The organism is Niastella soli (assembly GCF_017742245.1).
Taxonomy (GTDB): Bacteria; Bacteroidota; Bacteroidia; order Chitinophagales; family Chitinophagaceae; genus Niastella; species Niastella soli.
Genome location: NZ_JAGHKO010000001.1, coordinates 2,212,633 through 2,237,892 on the forward strand (window position 1 = coordinate 2,212,633; position 25,260 = coordinate 2,237,892).

Below are 25,260 nucleotides of genomic sequence, written 5' to 3' on the forward strand. Positions count from 1 at the left end.
CTGTATTGGTGTGTTAATTTTTATTTTGTTCGATATTTCTCAATGATCCTGTTGCATGCTTCATCAATCATGGCGTACACTTCGTGGTAACCGGGTTCGGTACCAAACCAGGGGTCAGGTACATCCATGTTTTTACCGGGGTATAGCTCATTCATCAGCAGTTCTACTTTGGAAGCATCAAAATCTTTTTTGGCAATACGCTGCATTTCTTCCAGCACATCTTCGGCCATGGCGTAGATCTTATCGAACTGTTTAAAATCGGCTGCGGTGAACCGGCGTGACCGTTGGTGGCTGATATCAATGCCATTCAATAAGGCCACTTTTTGCGAAAGCCGATGCGGCTCTTCACCAATATGATAACCGTTGGTACCTGCGCTGTCGATGGTCCAGGCCAATCCCTCCTGTTGCACTTTGTGTTGCAGAATGCCTTCGGCCAGCGGGCTTCTGCAAATATTACCAAGGCAAACCATTAGAATTTTCATAGTCGGCAAAGATAATTCATAGTTTCTGGTTGTTGGCAGTTCGCAGAGGCTGAATAAGTTGCAAGATAATTAGGGAGTTTGGGCCATTTTATGGAAATGTCTTCAGTTTGCATCTCATTTTTTGAATAAAGTCATGAAAACCGGGATTTTCGTAACATGATTATTTCTTATCTTGCCCGGACCCTAAATATGTACAAATGGCAGATGATATTGAGGACAAAAAACAAAAGGCTTATATCAATAGGCGATCAATTATGGACCTTGGTATGGGGATCATTTACACCGGTATGGGTGTGTTGATGGTCTTTGCAAGCAAAGTGGGACTGGATGCAGTTTTTTCTCCCCCATTTAACTACATTTTTGGTGGACTATGTTTGTTGTACGGCGGGTTCAGGATCTACCGGGGCATAAGAAGAAACTATTACCGGTAGGCTTTTTTCACTAACGCCTGCTGTAAACGACAGCGGCACAGCAATCGCAAATGGCAAACTAAACTGGTGGATACCGTATTAAATACTTATTAAACAAAATGGGTTTAATGCAGTTTTACCAGGCTTTGATAAACTAAGAAGGTAAAAAGATGAAATGGATAGGGCAAGCTCGAAAGGTGTTTCAGGGTTTTGTAGGGTTCGTTGGAATCAATTTATTAATAACTGCCTGTCAGTCAGGTTCAGGACCCACAAAAGCCCAGGAAACCACCACCAGTGGAACCATTCACATTAGTGTGGATGAAAGTTTTAAACCGGTGATCGACTCTCAGATCGAAGTATTTGAATCGCAGCATCCCGATGCCCATATTTTGGTACAATACAAGCCAGAGGCGGAATGCCTGCGCGACCTGAATATAGACAGTATTCGCATGGTTATTGTAACAAGAGGTTTGAGTGAAGCTGAAGAAAATACGCTTACCAAAAGGACGCAGATGAAGCCCACATACGGCCCTCTTGCTTTTGATGGGATAGCAGTGATCGTAAACAACCAAGTAAAGGATACCATGTTCAGCATGGAGGACATTCGCTCCATTGCTAAAGGAACCAGCAATTATAAATACAAAATGTTGCTGGATGGGAAATCGGCCACCAGTACGGTGCGGTATGTAGTAGATTCTCTGCTTAAAGGACAACCGCTGAGCGAGAATATAGTGGCTGCACCGAATACCCAGGGAGTGATTGACTATATTTCTAAAAATCAGGATGCTATAGGTTTATTGGGGGTGAGCTGGATCGGTAATAAAGATGATACTACCCAGCTTAGTTTCCTGAAAAAAGTTAAAATTGCAAAGATCGAGGCCAGGGATGGTTCCTATGTTAGTCCGGTTCAATATAATATTGCGTACGACATATACCCCATGATAAGACCGCTTTATTATATTTTAAAAGAAAATTATGATGGGGTTGGCAACGGATTTGCAAACTTTCTTATCTACGAAAAAGGACAGAAAATATTTAATCGGGCATATTTATTGCCTGCGAGAATGCATCTGGATAGGAGAAATATACAGATCAGCAATTAAAATTAAGTCACGGATTCCTAATACATTATAAAACACTAAAAAAATAGCGACTTACAATGAGCAAGCGATTCATCAGTTTTGTAACCATGGTTGTACTGGGTAGCAATGTGCTATTTGCCCAGAGTGTAGAGCAGGGACGCAAGTTCTTATATTACGAGCGGTATAAAAGTGCCAGGGAAGATTTTGAAAAATTACTGGCTGCGAATCCGAATAATATTGATGCAACATACTGGCTGGGACAGACCATGCTTGAGCAAAAAGACACCGTAGCAGCTAAAAATTTGTATCAAAAAGCGCTTCAACAAAATGGTAATGCGCCTCTTATCCTTGCAGGTATGGGGGAATTGGAACTGCGTGAAGGCAAAACCAGCGATGCCCGCCAACGTTTTGAAGCAGCCATCTCTTTATCAAAAGGTAAAGATGTGGAGGTTTTTAACGCCATTGGCCGTGCAAACGTTGATACAAAAGCCGGCGATGCCACCTACGCCATCGAAAAGCTGAACCAGGCCACCCTGATAAAAGGCTTTAAAGATGCCGAGACCTATATAATTATGGGCGATGCTTACCGTAAATTAATTGATGGTGGAAATGCCATCCAATCTTACAACAAAGCACTCGCGCTCGATCCCAAGCTGGCTGCCGCCAAGCATAAGATCGGTAAAATATACCTGACGCAAAAGAACACCGAGCTTTTCCTGCAGAACTTTGATGAAGCTTTAAAGCTCGATGCGGCTTATGCGCCTACTTACTATGAACTGTTCTACTACTGGTATTTCAAGGATGTAAATAAAGCAGCTCCCTACCTGGAAAGCTTTGCAGCCAATACCGATCAGGGACCAGACCTGGAGTATACAAAAACCGACTTTCTGTTTGCTTCTGGCAAATTTGCTGAAGCAAGAGATAAAGCAAAAAGCCTGATCACCCAGTACGGCGATAAAGTAGCGCCCCGTATGTACAAACAAGTGGCTTATGCCTGCGATACCCTGAAGGACCTCGCTTGCGCTAACCAGTACATGGCCGACTACTTTGCTAAACAAAATCCTGATGATGTGGTATCTGCTGACTACGAAGAGCAGGCCAATCTGAACCTGCAAACTGCTGGTCAGGAACCCCAGGCCTTTGTAAACCTGCAAAAAGCGGTTGATAAAGACACTGTTGTGGACAACAAAGTAAAATACATCAGCAAAGCGGCTGCCCTGGCTAAAAAACTGGGCGATCGTAAACAGGAAGCTGATTGGTTAGGAAGGGCATATAATCTGAAAGCCAATCCAACCCAAACCGACTTGTATAACTGGGGTATGTCACACTACCAGGCTGGTAATTATGCAACTGCAGACAGCCTTTTCTGTAACGTTTACCAGGGAAAATATCCCGATCAGATCTATGGTTACCTGTGGTGCGCCAGAGCTATTCAGGCCGAGGACACAACCATGATGAACGATAAATTTGCACCTGCGCAGGAAAAGCTGGCAGAAATGGCCATGAAGCTCGATTCTGTTAAGTATAAATCACAAGCTATTAATGCCTGGTCTGCTTTGACTTCTTATTATAATGACGTTAAAAAGGACCCCAAAACAGCATTGTCTTATCTTGACAAGATCCTGGCGGTTGATCCTCAAAACCAATTTGCCAACACTGTGAAGCCTATTTTGCAAAAAGCCCTGACCAAACCAGCAGGTTCCCCTGCTCCTAAAAAGTCAGGAAGCGGCAGCACAACCAGCAAATCTGGCACATCTGCTAAAAAATAGGGTTAACAAACGATAAACAAACGAGTAATCGCATCATATTCAGTCCCCTGTCAGCAAAAACTGACGGGGGATTTTTATTTTAATCCATTAAGAAGTTGAAAATATAAAACGCTGTCTTAAATTTGCGCCTAAACCAAAACGGGTTATGAATATGTACCTGTTACAAGTCTCCAATACCGCCGTTACCCACGATCCCGACAGTTCCTTCTGGTATCTTCCTATTGCTATTCAATTAATTTTCGCAGTCATCTTTGTTGCTGGTATGATGGGCGTTACCCACTGGCTGGGGCCCAAGCGTAATACCTCCGATAAGCTGGAAACCTTTGCGAGTGGTATTAAAAGCCATGGCGACGCTCGTCAGCCTATGGCCATTAAATACTTCCTGGTTGCGATCTTATTTGTATTGTTCGATGTGGAAGTGATCTTTTTCTACCCTTATGCAGTAAATTTTAAGGCATTAGGTTGGAGTGGCTTTGGCGCTGTATTAATGTTCGTTGCATTTTTTCTGTGTGGCTTTATATACATTATTAAGAAAGGAGCGTTAAAGTGGGAGGATTAAAACCTGGTGATAATGTGGAAATTAGCAGATGTTAAGAGACCTTATTCATTTCGGTAAAAAACAACCTAAACGAGCGTTAGTTGTTATTATAGAAGAGTTCGTTTGTACACATTTGCTAATTAGCTAATTTTCAAATTTTAATTATGGCACGTCCTGTTCAATATAATATTTACGGTCAAACCGATGTGAAACTGGTTAAGGAAGGTCCGGAAGGATATATGGGAGAGGGGTTCTTTGGCACCAGCCTCGATAAAGTGGTTGGCCTGGCCCGTAAGAACTCTATCTGGCCTTTACCTTTTGCTACTTCCTGTTGTGGAATTGAATTTATGGCAACTATGGGTTCGCACTACGATCTGGCCCGCTTTGGTTCAGAGCGCGTGGGTTTTTCACCCCGCCAGTGTGATCTGTTGATGGTGATGGGTACCATTGCTAAAAAAATGGCCCCCGTAGTAAAACAGGTATATTTGCAGATGGCAGAGCCCCGTTGGGTACTGGCCATGGGTGCCTGCGCCAGCAGTGGCGGCATCTTCGATACCTACAGCGTATTACAGGGTATTGACCAGATCATTCCGGTGGATGTATATATACCTGGTTGTCCTCCACGGCCTGAAGCTGTTATTGATGGTATTATAAAAATTCAGGACCTGATAGGGAAAGAAAGCTTACGCAGAAGGAATAGCGATAAGTATAAACAATTAATGGAGAGCTACGGCATTCAATAACATAATGTGCAAATATGCAGATGAACAATGTGCAAATTGAAGGCACATTCCGAGTTTGCTAATTTCAAACTGACATGGCTTTAACGAACGAATATATCAAACAGCGGTTAACTGAAAAGTTTGGCGATCAGGTTCAAAACTTCCAGGAGCCTTATGGCATGCTCACTTTTGAAGCGCCTAAAGAACTTAACCTGAAAGTACTTCAGTACCTATTCGATGAAGATGCGCTGGCTTTCCGGTTTATGACCGATCTGCAGGCTGTTCACTATCCCGATAATAAAGGACGTGAGCTGGCTGTAGTATATCACCTGCACAGTCTTACCGAAAATGTGCGCATCCGCTTTAAAGTGTTTACCGATATTCAAACACCGGATGTTTTCAGCGCCACTGCTTTATTTTCAGGGGCTAACTGGATGGAAAGAGAGACCTATGATTTTTACGGAGTGAACTTTGTAGGCCATCCTAATCTGAAGCGCATCTTGAACGTGGATGAAATGGATTATTTCCCCATGCGCAAAGAATTTCCGCTGGAAGAACAAACCCGTGTTGATAAGGACGACGATATGTTTGGACGTTAATATTCGAATTTAATTTATGAGCGATCATCATATAAAATTACCCGAAGGCTCCATTGAGAAGCAGACCACAACCCTGAATCTGGGGCCTACACACCCGGCTACCCATGGTGTATTCCAAAATATCCTTGAACTGGATGGCGAACGCATCATCTCTGCCGAACAAACCGTAGGTTATATTCACCGTGCGTTTGAAAAGATAGCAGAGCGTAGACCGCTTTATCAGATCACCCCGCTTACCGACCGGTTAAACTATTGCTCAGCTCCCATCAACAATATGGGCTGGCATATTACCTGCGAAAAATTACTGGGTGTAAAAACGCCAAAACGGGTCGATTACCTCCGCATCATTATTATGGAACTGGCGCGTATAGCCGATCACCTCATTTGTAACTCAATTGTAGGGGTTGATACCGGTGCTTATACGGGCTTTTTGTATGTGATGCAATACCGCGAACTTATTTACGAAATATACGAGGAAATATGTGGTTCCCGTCTTACTACCAATATTGGTCGGATAGGCGGTTTTGAAAGGAACTTCAACAATACTGCCTTTGAGAAGATCGAAAAATTCCTGAAAGAGTACCCCAAAGTATTACAGGAGTTTGAGAATCTGTTTACCCGCAACCGTATCTTCATGGAACGTACCATCGGCTGCGGACCTATCAGTGCTGAAAGAGCGCTGAACTATGGTTTCACCGGGCCAAACCTGCGTGCGGCAGGTGTTGACTACGATGTACGGGTACATACTCCTTACAGCAGCTACGAAGAATTTGATTTTGAAATACCTGTTGGCAGCACCGGCGATTGTTACGATCGTTACCTGGTCCGTAACCAGGAGATGTGGCAATCACTGCGCATCATTGAGCAGGCTATGCGCAAATTGGGTGAGTTCAAAGGAAAAGATGCCGAAGTGTTTCACGCCGATATTCCGGAATATTATTTACCCGAGAAAAAGGATGTATATACCAAGATGGAAGCGCTGATCTGGCACTTCAAGATCATCATGGGAGAAATTGATATGCCTGCGGGTGAAGTATACCAATCGGTAGAAGGTGCCAATGGCGAATTAGGATATTACCTGATCACAGATGGTGGACGTACCCCTTACCGGTTACACTTCCGTCGTCCGTGCTTTATATATTACCAGGCATATGAAGAACTGACAAAAGGTTCCATGCTGAGTGATGCGATCATTGTGATGAGTAGCCTGAACCTGATTGCAGGTGAAATGGATGCGTAAGCCAATTATAAACATAAATTTTATCAAAGAAAGTGGCTCAATTTTCTGCGGAGAAATTAAATAAAGTAAACGAGATCATTGCACGCTATCCTGCGGGAAAGCAAAAAAGTGCCTTGATCCCCGTATTGCATCTTGCACAGGAAGAATTTGGTGGCTGGTTGAGTTCAGAGACCATGGATTACGTGGCTTCCTTACTCAACATAGAACCAATTGAGGTGTATGAAGTAGCTACGTTTTACTCCATGTACAACCTGAAGCCGGTAGGTAAATATGTGTTTGAAGTTTGCCAAACCGGTCCCTGTATGTTGAATGGCAGCGACGACATTATTGAATATATAAAGGATAAACTGGGCATTAAGGTGGGCGAAACAACCGCTGATGGGTTGTTCACTTTGAAAACTGTAGAATGCCTGGGCGCCTGTGGTTATGCTCCTATGATGCAATTGGGCAAACATTACCGCGAGCACCTGACCAAGGAGAAGATCGACGCGATCATTAATGAGTGTGAAAGAAACGCTGTGACGAATAATTAATAAACCTGACAGCATAATTGCTGAAAGACATATAGAATGGGAAGAAAACTATTATTAGAAAAAGCGCATGTTCCGGGTATCCGTAATTACGATGTTTACCGTCGTGAAGGCGGCTACCGCAGTGTTGAAAAAGCGCTCAAGACCATGAGTCCCGACCAGGTAACCGAAGAAGTAAAGAAGAGTGGTTTGCGGGGCCGCGGTGGCGCGGGTTTCCCTGCGGGTATGAAATGGAGCTTTCTGGCCAAACCAGAAGGCGTTCCCCGTTATCTGGTATGCAATGCCGACGAATCTGAACCTGGTACTTTCAAGGACCGTTACCTGATGGAATTTATTCCCCATCTGCTGGTAGAAGGGTTGATCGTGGCATCTTATGCGTTAGGTTCTAACAAAACATTTATTTATATCCGCGGGGAATACGCGTGGATCGTTGATATACTGGAGCAGGCCATTGCCGAAGCCAAAACCAATGGCTTCCTGGGTAAGAACATCCTGGGCACTGGCTTCGATTGTGAAATATATGTGCAACGCGGCGCCGGCGCTTACATTTGTGGCGAAGAAACAGCGTTGATCGAATCACTGGAAGGTAAGCGGGGTAACCCTCGTATCAAGCCTCCGTTCCCGGCGGTAAAAGGGGTGTGGGATTGCCCAACAGTGGTGAACAACGTGGAAACAATTGCCGCGGTAGTTCCCATCATCAACATCACCGGTGAAGAATACGCCAAGATAGGTGTAGGTAAATCAACCGGTACCAAGCTGATCTCTGCTTGTGGTAATATCAACAAGCCTGGTGTATACGAAATAGACATGACCATTTCGGTGGAAGAGTTTATATACAGCGATGAATACTGTGGTGGTATTGCCCATGGCAAACGCCTAAAGGCCTGTATCCCTGGTGGATCATCAGTTCCCATTCTCCCTGCCAACCTGTTATTAAAAACCGCCAAAGGCGAAAACCGGATGATGAACTATGAAAGTTTATCAGATGGTGGTTTTGCAACCGGTACCATGATGGGGTCTGGTGGTTTTATTGTGCTGGATGAAGATCAGTGCGTGGTTCGCCACACATTGACGCTGGCGCGTTTTTACCGTCATGAAAGCTGCGGACAGTGTTCGCCCTGCCGGGAAGGGACCGGATGGATGGAAAAGATCCTGAAGAATATTGAATACGGAAAAGGCAAGAAGAGCGACATCGATCTGTTGTGGGATATTCAACGCAAAATAGAAGGAAACACGATTTGTCCGTTAGGTGATGCTGCTGCCTGGCCGGTAGCCGCTGCTATTCGTCACTTCAGAGATGAGTTTGAATGGCACGTGCAATATCCAAATGCGGCACAGAACAGGAACTATGGTTTGGCGCATTATGCTGATCCGTTGCCTATAGCAACGGCTCCTAAAGCGTAAGGCCAGGGAAATAAATTAAAAAAATAAAATCCTCCTTGGGGGTTTAGATATGGCTGAAGAAAAAAAGTTATTTAAGGTAACCATCGATAACATCACCGTTGAGGTGGAGCCGGGAACCAGTATCCTGAATGCAGCCCGCATGATCGGTGGTGAAATAGCGCCGCCTGCCATGTGTTACTATAGCAAACTGAAAGGTAGTGGCGGTAAATGCCGTACCTGTTTGGTAGAAGTATCCGCAGGCTCAACGGCTGATCCACGCCCGATGCCAAAGCTGGTAGCCAGCTGCCGTACCAATGTTATGGATGGCATGGTGGTAAAGAATATTACCAGCGAACGCGTGCAGGATGCCAGAAAAGGGGTAGTGGAGTTGTTGTTGATCAACCACCCGCTTGATTGTCCTATCTGCGACCAGGCTGGTGAGTGCCACCTGCAAGACCTGAGCTATGAGCATGGCGCAGAAGGCACCCGTTACGAATTTCCACGCCGTACTTTCGAGAAACATGACCTGGGGCCCTATATACAACTACACATGACGCGTTGCATCCTGTGTTACCGTTGTGTATTTACCGCCGACCAGCTCACAAATAAACGCGTGCACGGGGTTTTAGACCGTGGCGACCACGCTGAAATTGCTACCTACATTGAGAAGGCGCTCGATAATGATTTCATCGGCAACGTTATTGACGTTTGTCCGGTGGGCGCATTGACCGATAAAACCTTCCGCTTCAAGAACCGCGTATGGTTCCTGAAACCGGAAGATGCACATCGCGATTGCCCTAAATGTTCAGGTAAAGTAACCCTATGGTACCGCGGCGATGAAGTGTTCCGTGTTACCGGCCGTAAAGACCAGTGGGGCGAACTGCACGACTGGATCTGTAATGAGTGCCGTTTTGAGAAAAAGAAAACAAGCGATTGGGTAATTGATGGTCCAACTAAAATAAGCCATCACTCTGTGATCAGCGCTAACCATTATGTTGATACCGTTAAACCACACGAAACCTTACCTGAGGTAATGGGTGGCCGTAACCCACGGTTGTTAATGGATATTCATGATGTGAGTGAAGTGAATAAGCCGAATATCGATCTGTCAAAGATCCCCGGACCGGCGCACTCAACCGACTTTAAGAAAGGAAACACAAAATCGGAAGGCTGAAGTAAGAAGTAGGAGGTAAGAGGCAGGAGAAATGCCTGTTACTTTACCCGCTGAATCCGCCAGGCGGACAGAGAGGGCCGATTCAAGAATAAAAGTTGACTACATAAATAAATAAGATGCATTCTGCTTTATTAGCTATTGACTTGTTTTTAGTGATTGAGAAACTGGTACTCATCATAGGCATTGTTTCCATTTCATTGGTAATAGCCATGTATGAAACATATGCCGAACGTAAAGTAGCTGCTTTTATCCAGGACCGTATAGGTCCTAACCGTGCCGGTCCGTTTGGTATTTTACAACCACTGGCCGACGGGTTAAAGCTCTTTATGAAGGAGGAGATCATTCCTAACACGTCAAACCGCTTACTGTTCATTTTGGGTCCCTGTTTGGCAATGATGGCCGCCATGATGACGTCGGCTGTAATTCCCTGGGGTGGTAAACTGAATGTATTTGGCCGGGAAGTATCCCTGCAGATCGCAGACATTAATATTGGTATCTTATATGTGTTTGGAGTAGTGAGCATGGGTGTATATGGTATTATGATCGGGGGCTGGGCTTCCAACAACAAGTTCTCGCTGATGGCCGCTTTGCGTGGCGCCTCTCAGGTGATCAGCTATGAACTGCCAATGGGGCTGTCACTGATCGCGTTGCTGATGGTGACCGGGTCCTTAAAAATGAGTGAGATCGTTGGCCAACAAATGGATAGTGTATGGAATATATGTTACCAACCACTGGGCTTCTTTATATTCCTGGTATGTGCGTTTGCTGAATGTAACCGTACTCCATTCGATTTACCTGAAGCTGAAAATGAATTGAACTTTGGATACCACCAGGAGTACTCATCCATGAAACTGGGTTTTTACCTGTTTGCTGAATACATTAATATGTTTATCAGCAGCGTGGTAATGGCAACCCTTTTCTTTGGTGGTTATGATGTTCCGTTCTTTAATGATGCCGCCCATGCCGACTGGGGTAACTGGCTCGTGGCTTTACAGGGAGCAGTATTACTTATAAAAGTGTGTTTCTTTATATTCCTGTTCATGTGGGTGCGCTGGACCATCCCGCGCTTCCGTTATGACCAGTTAATGAATTTGGGCTGGAAAACATTGATCCCATTAAGTCTTTTCAATATGGTGGTTACCGCAGCCTTTGTATTATGGAAAAGCAACGGCTATAAGTTTTAAGGGCCGGATTTAATTGGCGTATTGAAGGGAGAAAAATACATTTGCGGTTTTAGTAGTGAGAACGCATTCGAAGATTTAAGTTAACTAATTATAATGCAAGCATTAACAAACAGAGCCAAAGCAGTTGATCGTAAGCCCTTGTCGCTCATAGAGAAGCTCTATGTATGGAACATTGGCAAGGGGATGATCATCACTTTGGGCCACTTCTTTAAAAAGAAAGCAACCATCAGTTATCCCGAGGAGAAACGTCCGTTTAGCCCGGTATTTCGTGGATTGCACATCCTGAACCGCGATGAAGAAGGTCGCGAGCGTTGCACCGCCTGTGGTTTGTGTGCATTGGCCTGTCCGGCTGAAGCCATTACCATGGAAGCTGCAGAACGCTTACCAGGAGAAGAGAACCTGTATCGGGAAGAAAAATATGCCGCCAAATACGAGATCAATATGCTGCGGTGTATTTTCTGCGGTTTGTGTGAAGAAGCCTGTCCAAAAGACGCTGTATATTTAAGTGAGACCTTTGCGCCTTCGAACTATCAGCGTAAAGGGTTTATATATGGAAAGCAGGATCTGTTGATCCCCAGCCCTAAGGAAAATCCCGGCGAATACCAGAAAGCAATTGGTAACCGGAAAGCAAACTAAGAACAGCCAAATAACAGAACATAGCTGCAATGGATATATCACAAGTATTATTTTATGCTTTAAGCGCGATGGCACTCGGTAGCGCCATTATGGTGGTGATCAGTCGTAACCCGGTACACAGCGTATTGTGGCTCATCATTACCTTCTTTGCCATTTCAGGCCATTATATTTTAATGAATGCCCAGTTCCTGGGTATTGTGAATTTGATCGTGTATGCAGGCGCCATTATGGTACTTTTCCTGTTCGTGATCATGTTAATGAACCTGAATGCCGAAACTGAGCCACAAAAGAACAAATGGCTGAAGCTGGCAGGTGTGGTAGCAGGCGGATGTTTGCTGCTGGTACTGGTAGCCGCTTTAAAACAGGCTGAAGTAAAAGGTCAGGTTGCGATGCTTGGGACCGGTGATATTGGTTTGATCAAGAATCTGGGTACCGCCCTGTTCACTGATTATGTTGTACCTTTTGAGATCAGCAGCGTCCTGTTTTTAAGCGCGATGGTAGGAGCTGTGGTTATTGGTAAGAAGTAATTTAATAAAAGAGATTTATGTTAATTGAAAGATATATCTACCTGGCTATTGCCCTTTTCTGTATCGGCATTGTAGGGGTACTTGCCCGCCGGAATGCCATCATCATTTTCATGTGCATTGAGCTTATGTTGAATGCTGTGAACCTGTTGTTGGTTGCGTTTTCGAAAATGCATTACGCAGCTGGTGTGGCTAAAAACGCTACAGCCGGTATCGACGGTCAGTTATTCGTGTTCTTTATCATGGTAGTGGCGGCAGCTGAAGTTAGCGTAGGCCTGGCCATTATTGTGATGATGTACCGCAATACGCATTCGGTAGATGTTAATTTTTTAAACAGGTTAAAACACTAAAACGCTTAACGCGCAACGCCGCGTGTAGCGTTCAGCTTAAACTGTATGAACAACGTGTTACACTTAGTTTGGTTGGTTCCCTTTTTTCCTTTGGTTGGGTTTCTGATCACTGGTTTGCTCAGAAAACAACTTTCCAAACCGTTGATCAGTATTATTGGCAGCGGTATGGTATTGGCCTCGTTTATTGTGAGTGTGCTGCTTTTTACCGAGGTAAAGAACGGGAACACCTATGTAGCGAACCTGTTTGATTTTATCAGCTTCGGCACTTTATCAATTCCCTTCGCATTTCAAATAGACCAGCTTTCGTCGCTCTTCCTGCTGATCATTACCGGTATCGGCTTTCTGATACATTTGTATTCGTCTGCTTATATGCATGAAGAACGAAATGAGCATTTTGGCCGCTTCTTCAGTTACCTGAACCTGTTCGTGTTCTCCATGTTGCTGCTCGTACTGGGCGCCAACTATGTGATCATGTTCATTGGTTGGGAAGGCGTTGGTCTGTGTTCTTATTTGCTTATTGGTTACTGGTTCAAGAACGTTGAATACGGTAATGCGGCCAAAAAGGCCTTTATCATGAACCGCATCGGTGACCTTGGTTTTTTGATCGCCATCTTCTGGCTCATCGCTAAACTGGGCACTGTAACATATAGTACACCTGAGGGTACGGGAGTGTTTGATCTGTTCCAAAAATTAACAAGAACTGATCTTATCGGTATTACCCTGTTGTTGTTTGTAGGGGCTACCGGTAAAAGTGCACAGATCCCTTTATATACCTGGCTGCCTGATGCGATGGCGGGTCCAACCCCGGTTTCAGCGCTGATCCACGCGGCTACGATGGTAACAGCCGGTATTTATATGATTGCCCGCAGCAACGTCTTATACACCATGGCCCCTTATACCCAAAGTGTGGTAGCGGCTGTTGGTTTGGCAACCGCTTTATTTGCGGCGACCATTGCCATTAAACAAAACGATATTAAAAAAGTACTGGCCTACAGTACCGTGAGCCAGTTAGGTTATATGTTCCTGGGTTTGGGTGTGGGCGCTTACACCGGCGCGGTGTTCCATGTAATGACGCACGCCTTCTTTAAAGCCCTGCTGTTCCTGGGTGCAGGTTCTGTGATCCATGCCATGCATCATGAGCAGGACATCCGTAAAATGGGTGGGTTGTCAAAGAAACTCCCTATTACCCATGCCACTTTCCTGATCGGTTGTATTGCTATTGCCGGTATCCCGCCTTTCAGTGGTTTCTTTTCAAAAGACGAAATATTAGCATTCGCATACGCCAAAGACCCCCTGTATTATTATCTGGGTGTTGCCGGTGCTGCCATGACTGCTTTTTATATGTTCCGTTTATATGCTACTACCTTCCGCGGTACCTTCCGTGGTACAGAAGAGCAAAAACATCACCTGCATGAAAGCCCTGCTGCCATGACCATTCCTTTGGTGGTACTGGCCATACTGGCTGCAGTAGGTGGTTTTATTGGTATTCCCGAATCCATCATGCCGGATGCGCACAAACTGGAGCATTTCCTGGAGCCGATCTTCGCGAAATCGAATGAGATCCAAATGGCAGCACTGCCTGAGCATCATACTGAGATCAACCTGATGGTAATATCTGTGGCGCTGGCGTTGGGGATGATCATTTTTGCCTGGTTTAGATATAGCAAAAAGCCTGAACTCAATGAGCCAGCAGGTTTTGGAAAAGTACTGGCCGACAAATGGTACATTGATGAGTTGTACAATTTCGTTGTTGTAAAACCATTGAATGGACTGGCTAGATTCATGAACAGCTTTTTTGAGAAGAAAGTGGTTGATGGTATGGTAAATGGCGTTGGCCGTTTGGTGAATTATACCAGCCGCCAGGTTCGCTTATTACAAAGCGGTTTGGTAGGCAACTATGTATTGCTGATGGTGCTGAGTATGCTGGCTTTGTTCATTGTGAAATTCTTTATTAAGAAATAAGAAGTTAGCAAGTAGAGATAAAATCCATAAATCAGAAATCAAGAAATTATAATGGTACCTGTATTGCTGATAGTTATTCCGTTGGTGAGTGGTTTGCTTGGATTCCTGATAAAACAGGAAAAGAGCGCCAAAGTATGGTCATTATTAACATCCATAATTACTATGGTTGTTTCCATACTGGGCATAGCTGTGTTACATAATCCTGAATACCTGCAAACCGATGTAGCGTGGTTACCCGATCTGGGCAGCCGGTTCTCACTTTCCATGGATGGTATGAGCAAGATGTTGTGTTTGTTAACAGGTATTGCTTACCCTGGTATATTTATCGCTACCTGGAACTCTACTTATAAAAATGCTCATCAGTTCTATGCCCTGATGTTGTTGATGCAAACCGGTTTAATGGGTGTGTTTGTGGCATCTGATGCTTTATTGTTCTACTTCTTCTGGGAACTGGCTCTTATACCTGCTTACTTCCTGTGTTCAATCTGGGGCGGCGAAAGAAGAGTGGCTGTTACTTTTAAATTCTTCATTTACACTTTTGTAGGCTCATTACTGATGTTGATCGCCATTATCTGGGTATACTTCCATACCCCCGATCACTCATTTGCCATGAGCTCATTTTATAAGGTAAACCTGGCTGGTAATACCCAGGGCTGGTTGTTCTGGTTATTCTTCCTGGCTTTTGCCATTAAAATGCCTTTGTTCCCCTTCCATACCTGGCAGCCTGATACGTATGAGCAATCGCCTACAGCGGTTACCATGGTATTGAGCGGCATCATGGTTAAAATGGGTGTGTTTGGCATTCTGCGCTGGTTGGCACCAGTAGTGCCTGTAGGTTTGTGGGGCTATGGTGATCCGGCCGCTACCATGTGCGTGATCGGGATGATCTATGGTTCTATTGTGGCGATGCAACAGGACGATCTGAAACGTTTTGTGGCTTATTCCTCCATTGCCCACATGGGTTTGATGGGACTGGCCATATTCGTTACTTCATCAATAGGTATCCAGGGGGTAATGGTGCAAATGTTCGCCCACGGTATCAATATCATCGGATTGTGGATTGTGGTGGAACTGATCGAACGCCAGTTCCATACCCGTAAAATGTCTGAACTGGGTGGTTTGGCGCAAAAAGCGCCTTCTCTGGCCATTATGCTGGTAGTGTTATCGCTGGCGAATGTGTCCCTGCCGCTTACCAATGCCTTTATTGGTGAGTTCATGATGTTCAATGGGGTATTCGGTTCCAAAGCTTCTAACTATCATTACATATTTATGGTAGTTGGTGGTATCAGTATCATTCTGTCGGCCGTATATACTTTAAATATGTTACAGAAAGTATTGTTTGGCAACACCAGCTCTTTAACAGCAAATGCTCGTGATATTAAGGTCAATGAGAAATTTGTGCTGGCTGTTTTGCTGATCGGCATTGTAGTAATGGGTGTTTATCCCAAGCCAATGATTGAAGCAACAAGGCATGCGGTAGATGCCATTTACTCAAAAATGTTTGTCAAATTACCATAAGCGAACGTATAGAATTGATTTATGAATGCAATTGTAATTTCTGCTGTTCTTGGTGTAATAATGATGTTCTGTGGCGTGTTCACGAATAGTAAACCCGCTGTACGCACCGTAGCTATTATTGGCCTGCTGGCGTTGGTAATAGTAAATGTGCTCGACATGGGCGGTTACCATTTTTTTAATGTGAATGTGAAGGGCATGTTGTCCTTCGACATATTTGGCCTGCTGTTCAATACCATTGCTTTTGGCAGCACCTGGGTGTATTTTCTGTTGAGTGGCAGAGACATGGAACGCGTGGGCGTAAACCTGGCAGAATACTTTGCATTGATATTTTTCGTGTTGTGCGGTATCGCCATTGTATCATCATTCAGCTCTTTACTGATGCTGTTCCTGGGTATCGAGATCATTTCTATTCCTTTATACATTTTGACCGGTAGCGATAAACGCAATCTGAAAAGTAATGAAGCTGCGCTGAAGTACTTCCTGATGGGTTCATTCTCAACCGGTATCATGCTCATGGGCATCACTTTGCTGTATGGGGTAAAAGGCAGTTTCAATATTGATGTGATCCGTATGGGCACTACCAGTTTAACGCCTATGCTGGCAGCTGGTCTGTTACTGTTGTTATTTGCCATGTCGTTCAAGGTTTCTGCTGCGCCTTTCCACTTCTGGACGCCCGATGCATATGATGGTTCTCCTACTGTGTTCACCTCTTTCATGGCGACCATTGTAAAAGTGGCTGGTTTTATCGCCTTCATCCGTTTGTTCGAAGGCTGTTTTGGCGATGTGCAAAAACAATGGCAATTGCTGGTGGCTATTATAGCTGCGGCTACCTTGTTTATCGGCAACATCACCGCGGTATTCCAACAGAGTGTAAAAAGAATGCTGTCGTATTCCAGTATTGCACAAGCCGGCTTTATGCTGTTTGCCCTGGTTGCGCTGAATGATATGGCTAAAGAAGGGATGATCTTTTATGCTGCCGCTTATAGCCTGGCTACCATTGGGATCTTCGCAGTGCTGCTGAAAATGAAAGATTATACATTCGAAGGCTTTAACGGACTGGCCAAGCGCCAACCGGTTCTGGCTGCTACCAATACCATCTTCCTGTTATCACTGGCTGGTATACCTGCTACGGCTGGTTTCTGGGCCAAATTCTATATGTTGTCGGCCGCCATCAGTAATGGTAATGTTATGTGGCTGGTAATTGTAGGGGTGTTGTGCGCCGCTATCAGCGTATATTATTATTTCCGCGTTATACAGGCCATGTATTTTAAAGAAGGTGATACCCAGGAAATTGAGACCACAACTGGTTTCAAAGGCCTGCTGATCGCTATAGCAGTGATAGTGGTGATACTGGGTATTTTCCCGCACTGGCTCCTTGATCAGTTGCATAACTTCTTTTATTTGTAGTTGAATTACCTTTCATCACAGTTCTGGGTTACTGCCCCGTAATATTTACTATATTAGGCACACTAATTTAGTATGACACTTCGCGATACGCTAACGTTGTCCTTTCGTACGGTACGCAGTAACAGATTGCGTACTGGTATTACAGTGGCTATTATTGCCCTGGGTATTACCGCACTTATTGGCATCAATACCGCTATTGTTGCCATTAAACAGAAATTTCTTGAAAGTTTTTCCTCCATGGGGGCTACAGGGTTTACCATCCGGTACCAGGAGCCGCGCCATTCCTTTCGGAATGAGGAAGTGAAAAAAGAGAAGAGAGGGGCCAGGAAAGAGAAGAAATCCAATATGGGTAAACCCATTACCCAACACCAGGTTGAAACTTTTAAAGCAGCCTATCAATTCCCGGCGCTGGTAAGTACCAACATCGTAGGCGACCGCGGTGCGATCGTTTCTTACCAAAACCAGAAAAGCAACCCTAATGTATGGCTGGTAGGTGGTGACGAAAATTATACCAGCTTAAATGGGTTTGCTGTTTTATACGGCCGCGATCTGAACCCCCTGGATATAGAAACCGGTCGTAATGTGTGTGTGATTGGAAAAGATATAGCCACGCGTTTCTTTGGGGAAAATGTGGAACGACCGCTCGACAAGATCATCCGCGTCAATAATATTCCATTTCGCATCATCGGGATCTTAAAACCAAAGGGCTCTACCTTTGGCCGCAGCCTGGATAACCTCGTTATTATCTCATATACCAACGTTCGCCGTTATTTCAATAGTAATCCCAATGCTTCTTTCAATATTCAGGTGAAGGTATCCGATATAAAGTTAATGGACGGTGCCATTGGGGAAGCTACCAGTGCTTTCCGTCCCATTCGCCAGCTAACGGTTACGGAGACCGATAATTTCATGATCGATAAAAGCGACAGTTTTGCTGAAATGCTGATCAGAAACCTGAGTTTTATAACCATGGCGGCATTGCTGATAGGAGTGATCACCCTGGTAGGTGCGGCTATTGGATTAATGAATATTATGCTGGTGGCGGTAACAGAACGGACCAAGGAAATAGGACTGGTAAAGGCCATAGGCGGCAAAAGAAAGAATATCCGTTACCAGTTCCTGTATGAGTCTATCATTATCAGTTTGCTGGGCGCTGCTTTCGGTATTATACTGGGCATTATTTTAGGGAATGTTGTCGGCATTTTACTGAGCACCAGTTTTGTGGTACCCTGGGACTGGGTGTTTACCGGCGTGATCATTTGTTCGCTGGTGGGTTTGCTGGCGGGGTTGTATCCCGCAATAAAAGCCGGTAAGTTGAATCCCATTGAGGCGTTGCGGTATGAGTAGGGAGTCGGGAAACGGCAATCCACCTTCGCCAAGGCTTCGGTGGACGAGTCGGCAGTCGGCAATGGGTCGCGATTTTCGAGAACTCTCTTTGTCGTGAAATGCCAAACGTGAAAGGGAAAACATATGCAGAAATACAACGCATCTCACTGCACTCGATGCCGGTAATTAAAGAACTAAATAACTTTATAACAAATAAAAATCCCGAAAGCGGTAATGCTTTCGGGATTTTATTTATGAAAATCTGAATGTGTTATCTAGGGTTTAGTGTCCGGTCGATGCGTTCATTCAGGTCCTGTAAATGATACTTGCTCAGTTTATCGCCATAAGTAGCGGCGGCTGCGGCGATCTGGGCTTTCAAGGCACGTAGTTCGCCACGGGCAACAGAGCTGATATCTGTTTTCTTAACATCAACCGTAGGGCCGCCAAATGAAATGGTGATACCGCCACCACCGCCGGCAGGAGCAGCGGGCGCTATAGAAGCCAGTACGCTCATTCTTTCTACAAAAGATTTTTGCAGGTTGCGACGGAAATTATCAATGGGCGCATGGGTAGTCAATTCACTAAAAATGCCTTTCTTCAGGTCATCTATAAACTCATCGATGCGGTAAGCATTAGCATCGCGGTTGGTTTCAGTGATGAGGCGTTGCAAACGGCTGCTGTTTAACAGGGCGCCGAGCCATACGTCCTGCAGGCCGCTGAGTTTGTCTTCAACGGGAGAAGTCACCTTATCCATAATGGCTTTGTTCAACAACCAGGTAGGCGTTGTAAACAGGTTCTTTTGCAGGAAGGTCAGCGCTTCTTTTTGCAACATTTTGGGTACTACTGTATAAACAGCGCCATCCTGATCGGTGGTTTTTAGATCGGTATAAGAACCGCCGATATAGGTAACGGCATGACCCATATAGCGGCTAAGCGTAGAATACACTTCATCATACACCTGGTCGAGGTTCTTGTAATCCTCTCCTTTTTCATTTAGCCATTTAGGCAATTGCGGCAATATCCATTTCAGGTTTTTGATACCGTATTCATCTGCCTTCATGGTGTTATCGCCCAGGCTTTCGGTTTGGGCCCGTGGGTCAACACCATCGGCATGTATAAAGCGTAACCGGGGATTGTTGTAATGGCTTTTTACCCAGTCGTTCAGGATATCTTTTTCTTCATCATCAGTTTTGCCAGGCAGTAATTTATACCCCCATTCAATAGACCACATGTCGTAGTCGCCAATACGGGGATACATTCCGGCGATACCGATCTTGTCTTCAGGTTGCGCCACGTAATTAAAGCGGGCGTAATCCATGATGGAGGAAGTATGGCCATGTTCTTCAACCCAGGCCTTATCGCGCAGTTTTTCAACTGGCGTAGCAGAGGAGGCGCCCATGTTATGGGGCAACCCGAGGGTATGGCCTACCTCGTGCGATGATACAAAACGAATGAGATCACCCATGAGAGAATCGTCGAAATGCGCTTTGCGGGCACGCGGGTCGCTGGGAGAGGCCTGGATCAAATACCAATTGCGCAGCAATGACATTACATTATGGTACCAGTTGATATGCGATTCCAGAATTTCGCCACTGCGTGGGTCGTGCACGTGCGGGCCCATGGCATTGGGAATATCAGAAGGTTTATATACAACGGCAGAATAGCGGGCGTCTTCGAGGCTCCAGGTGCTGTCTTCTTCACGGGTAGGGGCCCTGCGGGCCATGATGGCGTTTTTAAAGCCGGCCTTTTCAAATGCTTTTTGCCAGTCGTTAACACCGGCGATCAGGTAGGGCACCCATTTTTCGGGCGTATTGGGATCGATGTAAAAGATGATCGGCTTTTTCGGCTCAACCAGTTCACCCCGTTTGTATTTCTCCATGTCTTCCTCTTTGGGTTCCAGGCGCCAGCGGGTAATAAGGCTGATGTCTTTAACACCTTGTGGATCGGCATCAAAATCGGTGTATTCGGTAGTGAAATAAGCTACGCGGTCGTCGTAAAAGCGGGGCCGCATAGGAGCTTTGGGCAATAATACCAGCGAGCTGTTGAGCTCAAAAGTGGCATTGCCGGTGGGGCCAGCGGAAGCGCCGGGGAAGGGGCCGGGGGCGGGCATCCGGCTATAGGTCTTTACCGTTTTTATTTCGGTATTGATAGGGAAGGTCTTGATATCGGCGATATACGATTTATCTGGTTGGGGACCGCCGATACGCAGGGCCGATTTAAAGAAAGAGGCAAAGAACAGGATATCATTATCGCTATTAAGAAAATCGGTAATATCAATCACGATACCGGTACTGTCTTTTGAAAGCGCTTTGATATCGAATGAAGCGGCAATAGGTTGAATATTGCTGTTCATTACCGATTTATACATGGGTTTGGTAGAGTCTTTGGCATACACCGAATAGGAAATGTTGCGCATGAAGATCCGGTTGTTAGGTCCTTTTTCAAAACGGATCACATTTTCATTGATCTCGTCACCGGCATAACCAAAGAATCCAGCACGGGTATTGATGGGAGCTTTGGAAATGCGGTTCACCACTAATACATCCCTTCCTAATAAGGTATCGCCCATTTCAAAAAACCATTTGTCTTCTACTTTATGTACAGTAAAGAGGCCTTTGCGGGTTATTGCTTTGTCGGTAATAACATCACTATAAGGTTTAGGACCTGATTGTGGCGGTCGGGGGGCTAAAGCAGCCGGGCGTTTAGCAGTATCTGCCGGAGCTGCCGGGGTCCTGGATTTTTTTTGTGCAAAGGTCAGTGCACTGCAACAGGCCAGTAACACCAGCAAGGAAAAACACTTTTTCATCATTAATAGTAATTGTTTTTTTGGGGAGCCAGCTGAACAGGGTACAATGTTGGGTAAACTGTATTATCCTATTCTTCTGAATGATTAGATCATTTAAAAAAATTCTAATGGATGAAGGTAGGGAAAACAAGATGTGAGAAGATGAAGGCTGCTTACCGCTGATCAAAAAAATGTAATATGGTGTTCTTATAGACAATGGTTGTAACGGGCTAGTGAATGAATATATCGGGTATAACTTGGAGGTCATTGATTAACAGGCTTGTTTTGTTTCTAATTATGACATATATTGTTGCCGTTCTATGCAATCAAATCGCCTGTTTTTGAGGCGATCAGTTAAGAAATTTCTTAACTTGTGAACCTTATCAAAATTTTTCTTGATCAATTTGATCAAGTGAAATGACTTTTTCCTTAGAATTGTGAGCCCATTTAGAATCTACTGATAGCTTAAAATTTATAAAACACTAAAAAACACAATCATGGCTGAAACAAGACCCGTTGCGACTGCAACCGCAGCGAAGAGTAGTACATCTGTTCAACCTAAGAAGAAATCCAATGCCATTTCATGGTTAGCCCCCGTAGTTTGTATTCTTGCCGGTTATATTATCTGGCGTTTTCTCCTCGGAGATCCTAGCAATTTTACTAATCCCGATCCTGCTGGCGGTTTTTGGCCTAAACATAAAGGACCTAAAGGTGGTTTGGTGAGAATGTATGATGGTGGTATTATTGTGCCTCTTCTGCTTGCTACCTTTTTAACAGTGATTACCTTCGTTATCGAGCGTTTAATGACTATCACAAAAGCTACCGGTACCGGTAACATCGCTGAATTCATCCGTAAAGTACAGTATCACCTGGCTAATAAAAATGTTGATCAGGCAATTTCTGAGTGCGATCGTCAACGCGGAAGTGTTGGTAATGTAATGAAAGCCGGTCTGCGTAAGTACAAAGAAATGATCTCTAATACTGAGCAGGATACTGAGCAAAAAGTATTAGCAATTCAAAAAGAGGTTGAAGAAGCTACCGCTCTGGAGCTGCCTATGCTGGAGAAAAACCTGGTGTTCTTGTCAACTATCGCTTCAGTAGCAACCCTGTTGGGTCTGTTAGGAACGGTATTGGGTATGATCACTTCATTTGCTGCCATGGGTTCTGAAGGTGGTGGCGGTGCTGCAGCAGAGCTGTCAAAAGGTATCTCTGAAGCGTTGTACAATACCGCATTAGGTATCGGTACATCTGCTATCTCAATCATCATGTACAACATCTTTACTACAAAGATCGACCAAATTACATATGGTATTGATGAGTCTGGTTTCACACTGACCCAAAGCTTTGCATCTCTGTACAAATAAGCGTAATCCCCAAACTGGGGAATTTACTTTTATTTTGAGAAATACAGTAGATGTATATGGAAATGGAAGGAAAGTGAATCTTATACCAGAATCAGAAATTTTTAAATTATGCCAAAAGTAAAAGTGCCGCGCAAGAGTACCTCTGTTGACATGACAGCGATGTGTGATGTGGCATTCCTGTTACTTTCTTTCTTCATCCTCACCACCAAGTTCAAATCTGATGATACTGTGGCGGTTGTAACCCCCAAATCGGTTTCAACCAAAGCGGCAGCAGACAAGAACGTAGTGATGATAACTATGGACAAAGACGGAAAGGCCTATTTTTCAGTGGGCGACAATAACGTAGCTGAAAAACAGGATATCATTGATATGATAGACCAGGGAAAAAACCTTGGGTTAACTGCCCAGGAAAAAGCTGCATTTGCAAGAAGTGGCTCAATTGTAGGGGTTCCTTTCTCCCAGTTGAAGTCGTTCCTGGATTTGAGTGCTGATCAGGTTAAAAACTTTAAAGCACCCGGTATTCCGCTCGATTCGGCTGACAATCAATTGACTGTATGGATGAACGCTGCCACCCGTGCCTTCACAGGTAATACAATGTCCTTGTTGGTAAAAGGGGATAACAATGCGAAATATCCTACATTCAAAGGGGTGATCGATGCATTTAAAAGAAATGAGATATTTAAGTTCTCGATGGTGACAGACCCAGAGGGTGTTCCGGATGGTACCGCTCTGGCTGCTAAAAGAGCTACTGGCGCCAAAGAGGAATAATAAGCGAATTAAATTTATAACTTAAAAAAAGTGCGACATGGCAGAAATGGATACCTCCGGTGGGGGGAAACATAAAAAAGGACCAGGCGTAAAGAAAGGGAAAAAACTTTCTACACGCGTTGACCTTACGCCAATGGTGGATTTGGGATTCCTGCTGATTACCTTCTTCATATTCACCACTACCATGAGCCAACCCACTGCAATGAAGCTTTTCCTGCCAAAAGACACGGAGAAGCCCGAAGAACAGAATAAGATCAAAGCGTCTGGCGCTTTGACCATTATGCTGGGTAAAGGTGATGGAGTGTATTATTATGAAGGGGAATTATTACCAGATGGTTCCAACTTCAAAGCAAGCAACTTTAAAGATATCCGTAAGGAGATCATCGATAAAAAGAAATCAACTAATCCTCAGGATTTTGTAGTGGTAATTAAACCTGGCCCCGAGGCTACCTACAAAAACACTGTAGACATTCTTGATGAAATGACCATCAATGATGTTAAACGGTATGCGATGGTTGACATCTTTGATACTGAAATTCAGTTGATGAAAGCTACCGAAGGAAGTAAATAAAAGTTGCTTTATGGAAATTTGCATTCAATGCATCTAATTACAAAGAATCTTTAATCATGGAAGTCAATAAAATATTAAGCGCTGATGTTCTTGACATCATCTTCGAGGGCCGGAATAAGGAATACGGTGCTTATGATCTGCGCAAAACTTATAATAAGCGGTTAGTAACATCGCTTCTTATAGTTGGTGCTATTTGTCTTCTGCTGTTTATCGGGTACCTGGTATCCGCTTTACTGGAGGACAACACCAAGGTCGCGAAGGTGGATGTGCAGGACGTGAAGCTCGAAGAGATAAAACAGGAGGAGAAAAAAGAGGAGCCGCCGCCGCCACCTCCCCCAAAACCACCAGATCCACCGAAAGTGGAAATGGCAAAATTCACACCTCCTAAGATCGTAAAAGATGAAGAGGTAAAAGAAGAGGAGAAACCACCAGAAGTTGAAAAACTGGAAGAGACCAAGATTGGTACAATGAACCAGGAAGGTCAGAAAGACGAAGGTATTGTTGCTCCTCCCGTTGAAGATGGTGGAAAAGGAGTTGTGGAAGCACCTAAAAAAGACGATGAAGACTGGGATAAAACCTTTACCAAGGTGGAAATTGAGTCGGAGTACCCCGGTGGAGCCGCCGCCTGGCAGCGCTACCTGAACAGGAACCTCCGATATCCCCAGGAAGCTATCGATAACGAAGTACAAGGTGCTGTAGTTGTACAGTTCATTGTGGACAAAGAAGGTAATGTGAGTGATGTTGAAGCCATCAGCGGACCGCAGGAATTGCGTGCAGAAGCTGTTCGGGTTATCAAAAAGAGTGGTAAATGGACACCAGCTGTACAAAACGGTCGCCAGGTTAAATCGTACAAGAAGCAACCGATCGTATTCCGTCTCGAATCAGAAGGATAATACCGTAGGATAATAAGATTAAATCCTCTCCAGTTACTGGGGA

24 protein-coding genes are annotated in these 25,260 nt (G+C 44.6%); 22 read left to right on the forward strand and 2 right to left on the reverse strand.

Annotated elements, in window-relative coordinates; translation table 11 throughout:
• Positions 1–20: 20 nt before the first annotated feature.
• On the reverse strand, positions 21–482 hold the full coding sequence (locus tag J7I42_RS09275; protein WP_209138493.1) for a low molecular weight protein-tyrosine-phosphatase: 462 nt from the start codon (positions 480–482) through the stop codon (positions 21–23).
• Positions 483–679: 197 nt separating this feature from the next.
• On the opposite strand from J7I42_RS09275, the gene J7I42_RS09280 reads away from it, so the two are divergent.
• The 18 genes from J7I42_RS09280 to J7I42_RS09365 all read left to right on the forward strand — a co-directional run bounded on the left by J7I42_RS09280 (position 680) and on the right by J7I42_RS09365 (position 18,857).
• Complete coding sequence (locus J7I42_RS09280) at positions 680–913, forward strand: hypothetical protein (RefSeq protein WP_209138494.1); 234 nt, start codon at positions 680–682, stop codon at positions 911–913.
• Positions 914–1,062: 149 nt separating this feature from the next.
• The gene (locus J7I42_RS09285; RefSeq protein ID WP_209138495.1) at positions 1,063–1,995 is read left to right on the forward strand and encodes a PstS family phosphate ABC transporter substrate-binding protein; all 933 of its coding nucleotides are present in this window, start codon (positions 1,063–1,065) and stop codon (positions 1,993–1,995) included.
• Positions 1,996–2,051: 56 nt separating this feature from the next.
• On the forward strand, positions 2,052–3,743 hold the full coding sequence (locus J7I42_RS09290) for a tetratricopeptide repeat protein (RefSeq protein WP_209138496.1): 1,692 nt from the start codon (positions 2,052–2,054) through the stop codon (positions 3,741–3,743).
• Between the two features lie 145 nt (positions 3,744–3,888).
• Entirely contained in the window at positions 3,889–4,302 is a 414-nt protein-coding gene (locus J7I42_RS09295) for an NADH-quinone oxidoreductase subunit A (protein ID WP_209138497.1), read from the forward strand.
• 143 nt (positions 4,303–4,445) lie between these two features.
• Positions 4,446–5,024, forward strand: a complete 579-nt coding sequence (locus tag J7I42_RS09300; protein ID WP_209138498.1) for an NADH-quinone oxidoreductase subunit B — start codon at positions 4,446–4,448, stop codon at positions 5,022–5,024.
• 74 nt (positions 5,025–5,098) lie between these two features.
• Positions 5,099–5,602: an NADH-quinone oxidoreductase subunit C gene (locus J7I42_RS09305; protein ID WP_209138499.1), complete on the forward strand. Its 504-nt coding sequence runs from the start codon at positions 5,099–5,101 to the stop codon at positions 5,600–5,602.
• Positions 5,603–5,618: 16 nt separating this feature from the next.
• Positions 5,619–6,842: an NADH-quinone oxidoreductase subunit D gene (locus tag J7I42_RS09310; RefSeq protein WP_209138500.1), complete on the forward strand. Its 1,224-nt coding sequence runs from the start codon at positions 5,619–5,621 to the stop codon at positions 6,840–6,842.
• 32 nt (positions 6,843–6,874) lie between these two features.
• Entirely contained in the window at positions 6,875–7,375 is a 501-nt protein-coding gene (locus J7I42_RS09315; RefSeq protein ID WP_209138501.1) for an NADH-quinone oxidoreductase subunit NuoE family protein, read from the forward strand.
• 36 nt (positions 7,376–7,411) lie between these two features.
• Positions 7,412–8,776 (forward strand): NADH-quinone oxidoreductase subunit NuoF, encoded by a 1,365-nt coding sequence (nuoF, locus tag J7I42_RS09320; protein WP_209138502.1) that lies wholly within the window; start codon positions 7,412–7,414, stop codon positions 8,774–8,776.
• 49 nt (positions 8,777–8,825) lie between these two features.
• Positions 8,826–9,929 (forward strand): 2Fe-2S iron-sulfur cluster-binding protein, encoded by a 1,104-nt coding sequence (locus tag J7I42_RS09325; RefSeq protein ID WP_209138503.1) that lies wholly within the window; start codon positions 8,826–8,828, stop codon positions 9,927–9,929.
• A gap of 116 nt (positions 9,930–10,045) precedes the next feature.
• Complete coding sequence (gene nuoH / locus J7I42_RS09330) at positions 10,046–11,113, forward strand: NADH-quinone oxidoreductase subunit NuoH (protein WP_209138504.1); 1,068 nt, start codon at positions 10,046–10,048, stop codon at positions 11,111–11,113.
• A gap of 93 nt (positions 11,114–11,206) precedes the next feature.
• Entirely contained in the window at positions 11,207–11,749 is a 543-nt protein-coding gene (nuoI, locus tag J7I42_RS09335; RefSeq protein WP_209138505.1) for an NADH-quinone oxidoreductase subunit NuoI, read from the forward strand.
• Between the two features lie 29 nt (positions 11,750–11,778).
• Positions 11,779–12,276, forward strand: a complete 498-nt coding sequence (locus J7I42_RS09340) for an NADH-quinone oxidoreductase subunit J family protein (protein ID WP_209138506.1) — start codon at positions 11,779–11,781, stop codon at positions 12,274–12,276.
• Between the two features lie 17 nt (positions 12,277–12,293).
• Complete coding sequence (nuoK, locus tag J7I42_RS09345) at positions 12,294–12,623, forward strand: NADH-quinone oxidoreductase subunit NuoK (RefSeq protein WP_014223204.1); 330 nt, start codon at positions 12,294–12,296, stop codon at positions 12,621–12,623.
• A gap of 45 nt (positions 12,624–12,668) precedes the next feature.
• A complete protein-coding gene (nuoL, locus tag J7I42_RS09350) occupies positions 12,669–14,585 on the forward strand; it encodes an NADH-quinone oxidoreductase subunit L (protein ID WP_236065406.1) in 1,917 nt (638 codons plus the stop codon).
• A 51-nt stretch (positions 14,586–14,636) separates the two neighbouring features.
• Complete coding sequence (locus J7I42_RS09355) at positions 14,637–16,103, forward strand: complex I subunit 4 family protein (protein ID WP_209138508.1); 1,467 nt, start codon at positions 14,637–14,639, stop codon at positions 16,101–16,103.
• A gap of 21 nt (positions 16,104–16,124) precedes the next feature.
• On the forward strand, positions 16,125–17,510 hold the full coding sequence (locus tag J7I42_RS09360; protein ID WP_209138509.1) for an NADH-quinone oxidoreductase subunit N: 1,386 nt from the start codon (positions 16,125–16,127) through the stop codon (positions 17,508–17,510).
• 72 nt (positions 17,511–17,582) lie between these two features.
• A complete protein-coding gene (locus J7I42_RS09365) occupies positions 17,583–18,857 on the forward strand; it encodes an ABC transporter permease (RefSeq protein WP_209138510.1) in 1,275 nt (424 codons plus the stop codon).
• A 250-nt stretch (positions 18,858–19,107) separates the two neighbouring features.
• Here the strand turns inward: J7I42_RS09365 and J7I42_RS09370 are convergent, their stop codons facing one another.
• The gene (locus tag J7I42_RS09370) at positions 19,108–21,645 is read right to left on the reverse strand and encodes a zinc-dependent metalloprotease (protein WP_209138511.1); all 2,538 of its coding nucleotides are present in this window, start codon (positions 21,643–21,645) and stop codon (positions 19,108–19,110) included.
• Between the two features lie 473 nt (positions 21,646–22,118).
• Here J7I42_RS09370 and J7I42_RS09375 point away from each other — a divergent pair, with 473 nt between their 5' ends.
• From J7I42_RS09375 to J7I42_RS09390, 4 genes are all read left to right on the forward strand, one after another.
• Positions 22,119–22,985 (forward strand): MotA/TolQ/ExbB proton channel family protein, encoded by an 867-nt coding sequence (locus J7I42_RS09375; protein WP_209138512.1) that lies wholly within the window; start codon positions 22,119–22,121, stop codon positions 22,983–22,985.
• Between the two features lie 108 nt (positions 22,986–23,093).
• Positions 23,094–23,753: an ExbD/TolR family protein gene (locus tag J7I42_RS09380; RefSeq protein WP_209138513.1), complete on the forward strand. Its 660-nt coding sequence runs from the start codon at positions 23,094–23,096 to the stop codon at positions 23,751–23,753.
• Between the two features lie 37 nt (positions 23,754–23,790).
• On the forward strand, positions 23,791–24,324 hold the full coding sequence (locus J7I42_RS09385) for an ExbD/TolR family protein (RefSeq protein WP_209138514.1): 534 nt from the start codon (positions 23,791–23,793) through the stop codon (positions 24,322–24,324).
• Between the two features lie 56 nt (positions 24,325–24,380).
• Positions 24,381–25,217, forward strand: coding sequence for an energy transducer TonB (locus J7I42_RS09390; protein WP_209138515.1), 837 nt, complete (start codon positions 24,381–24,383; stop codon positions 25,215–25,217).
• Positions 25,218–25,260 lie beyond the last annotated feature (43 nt).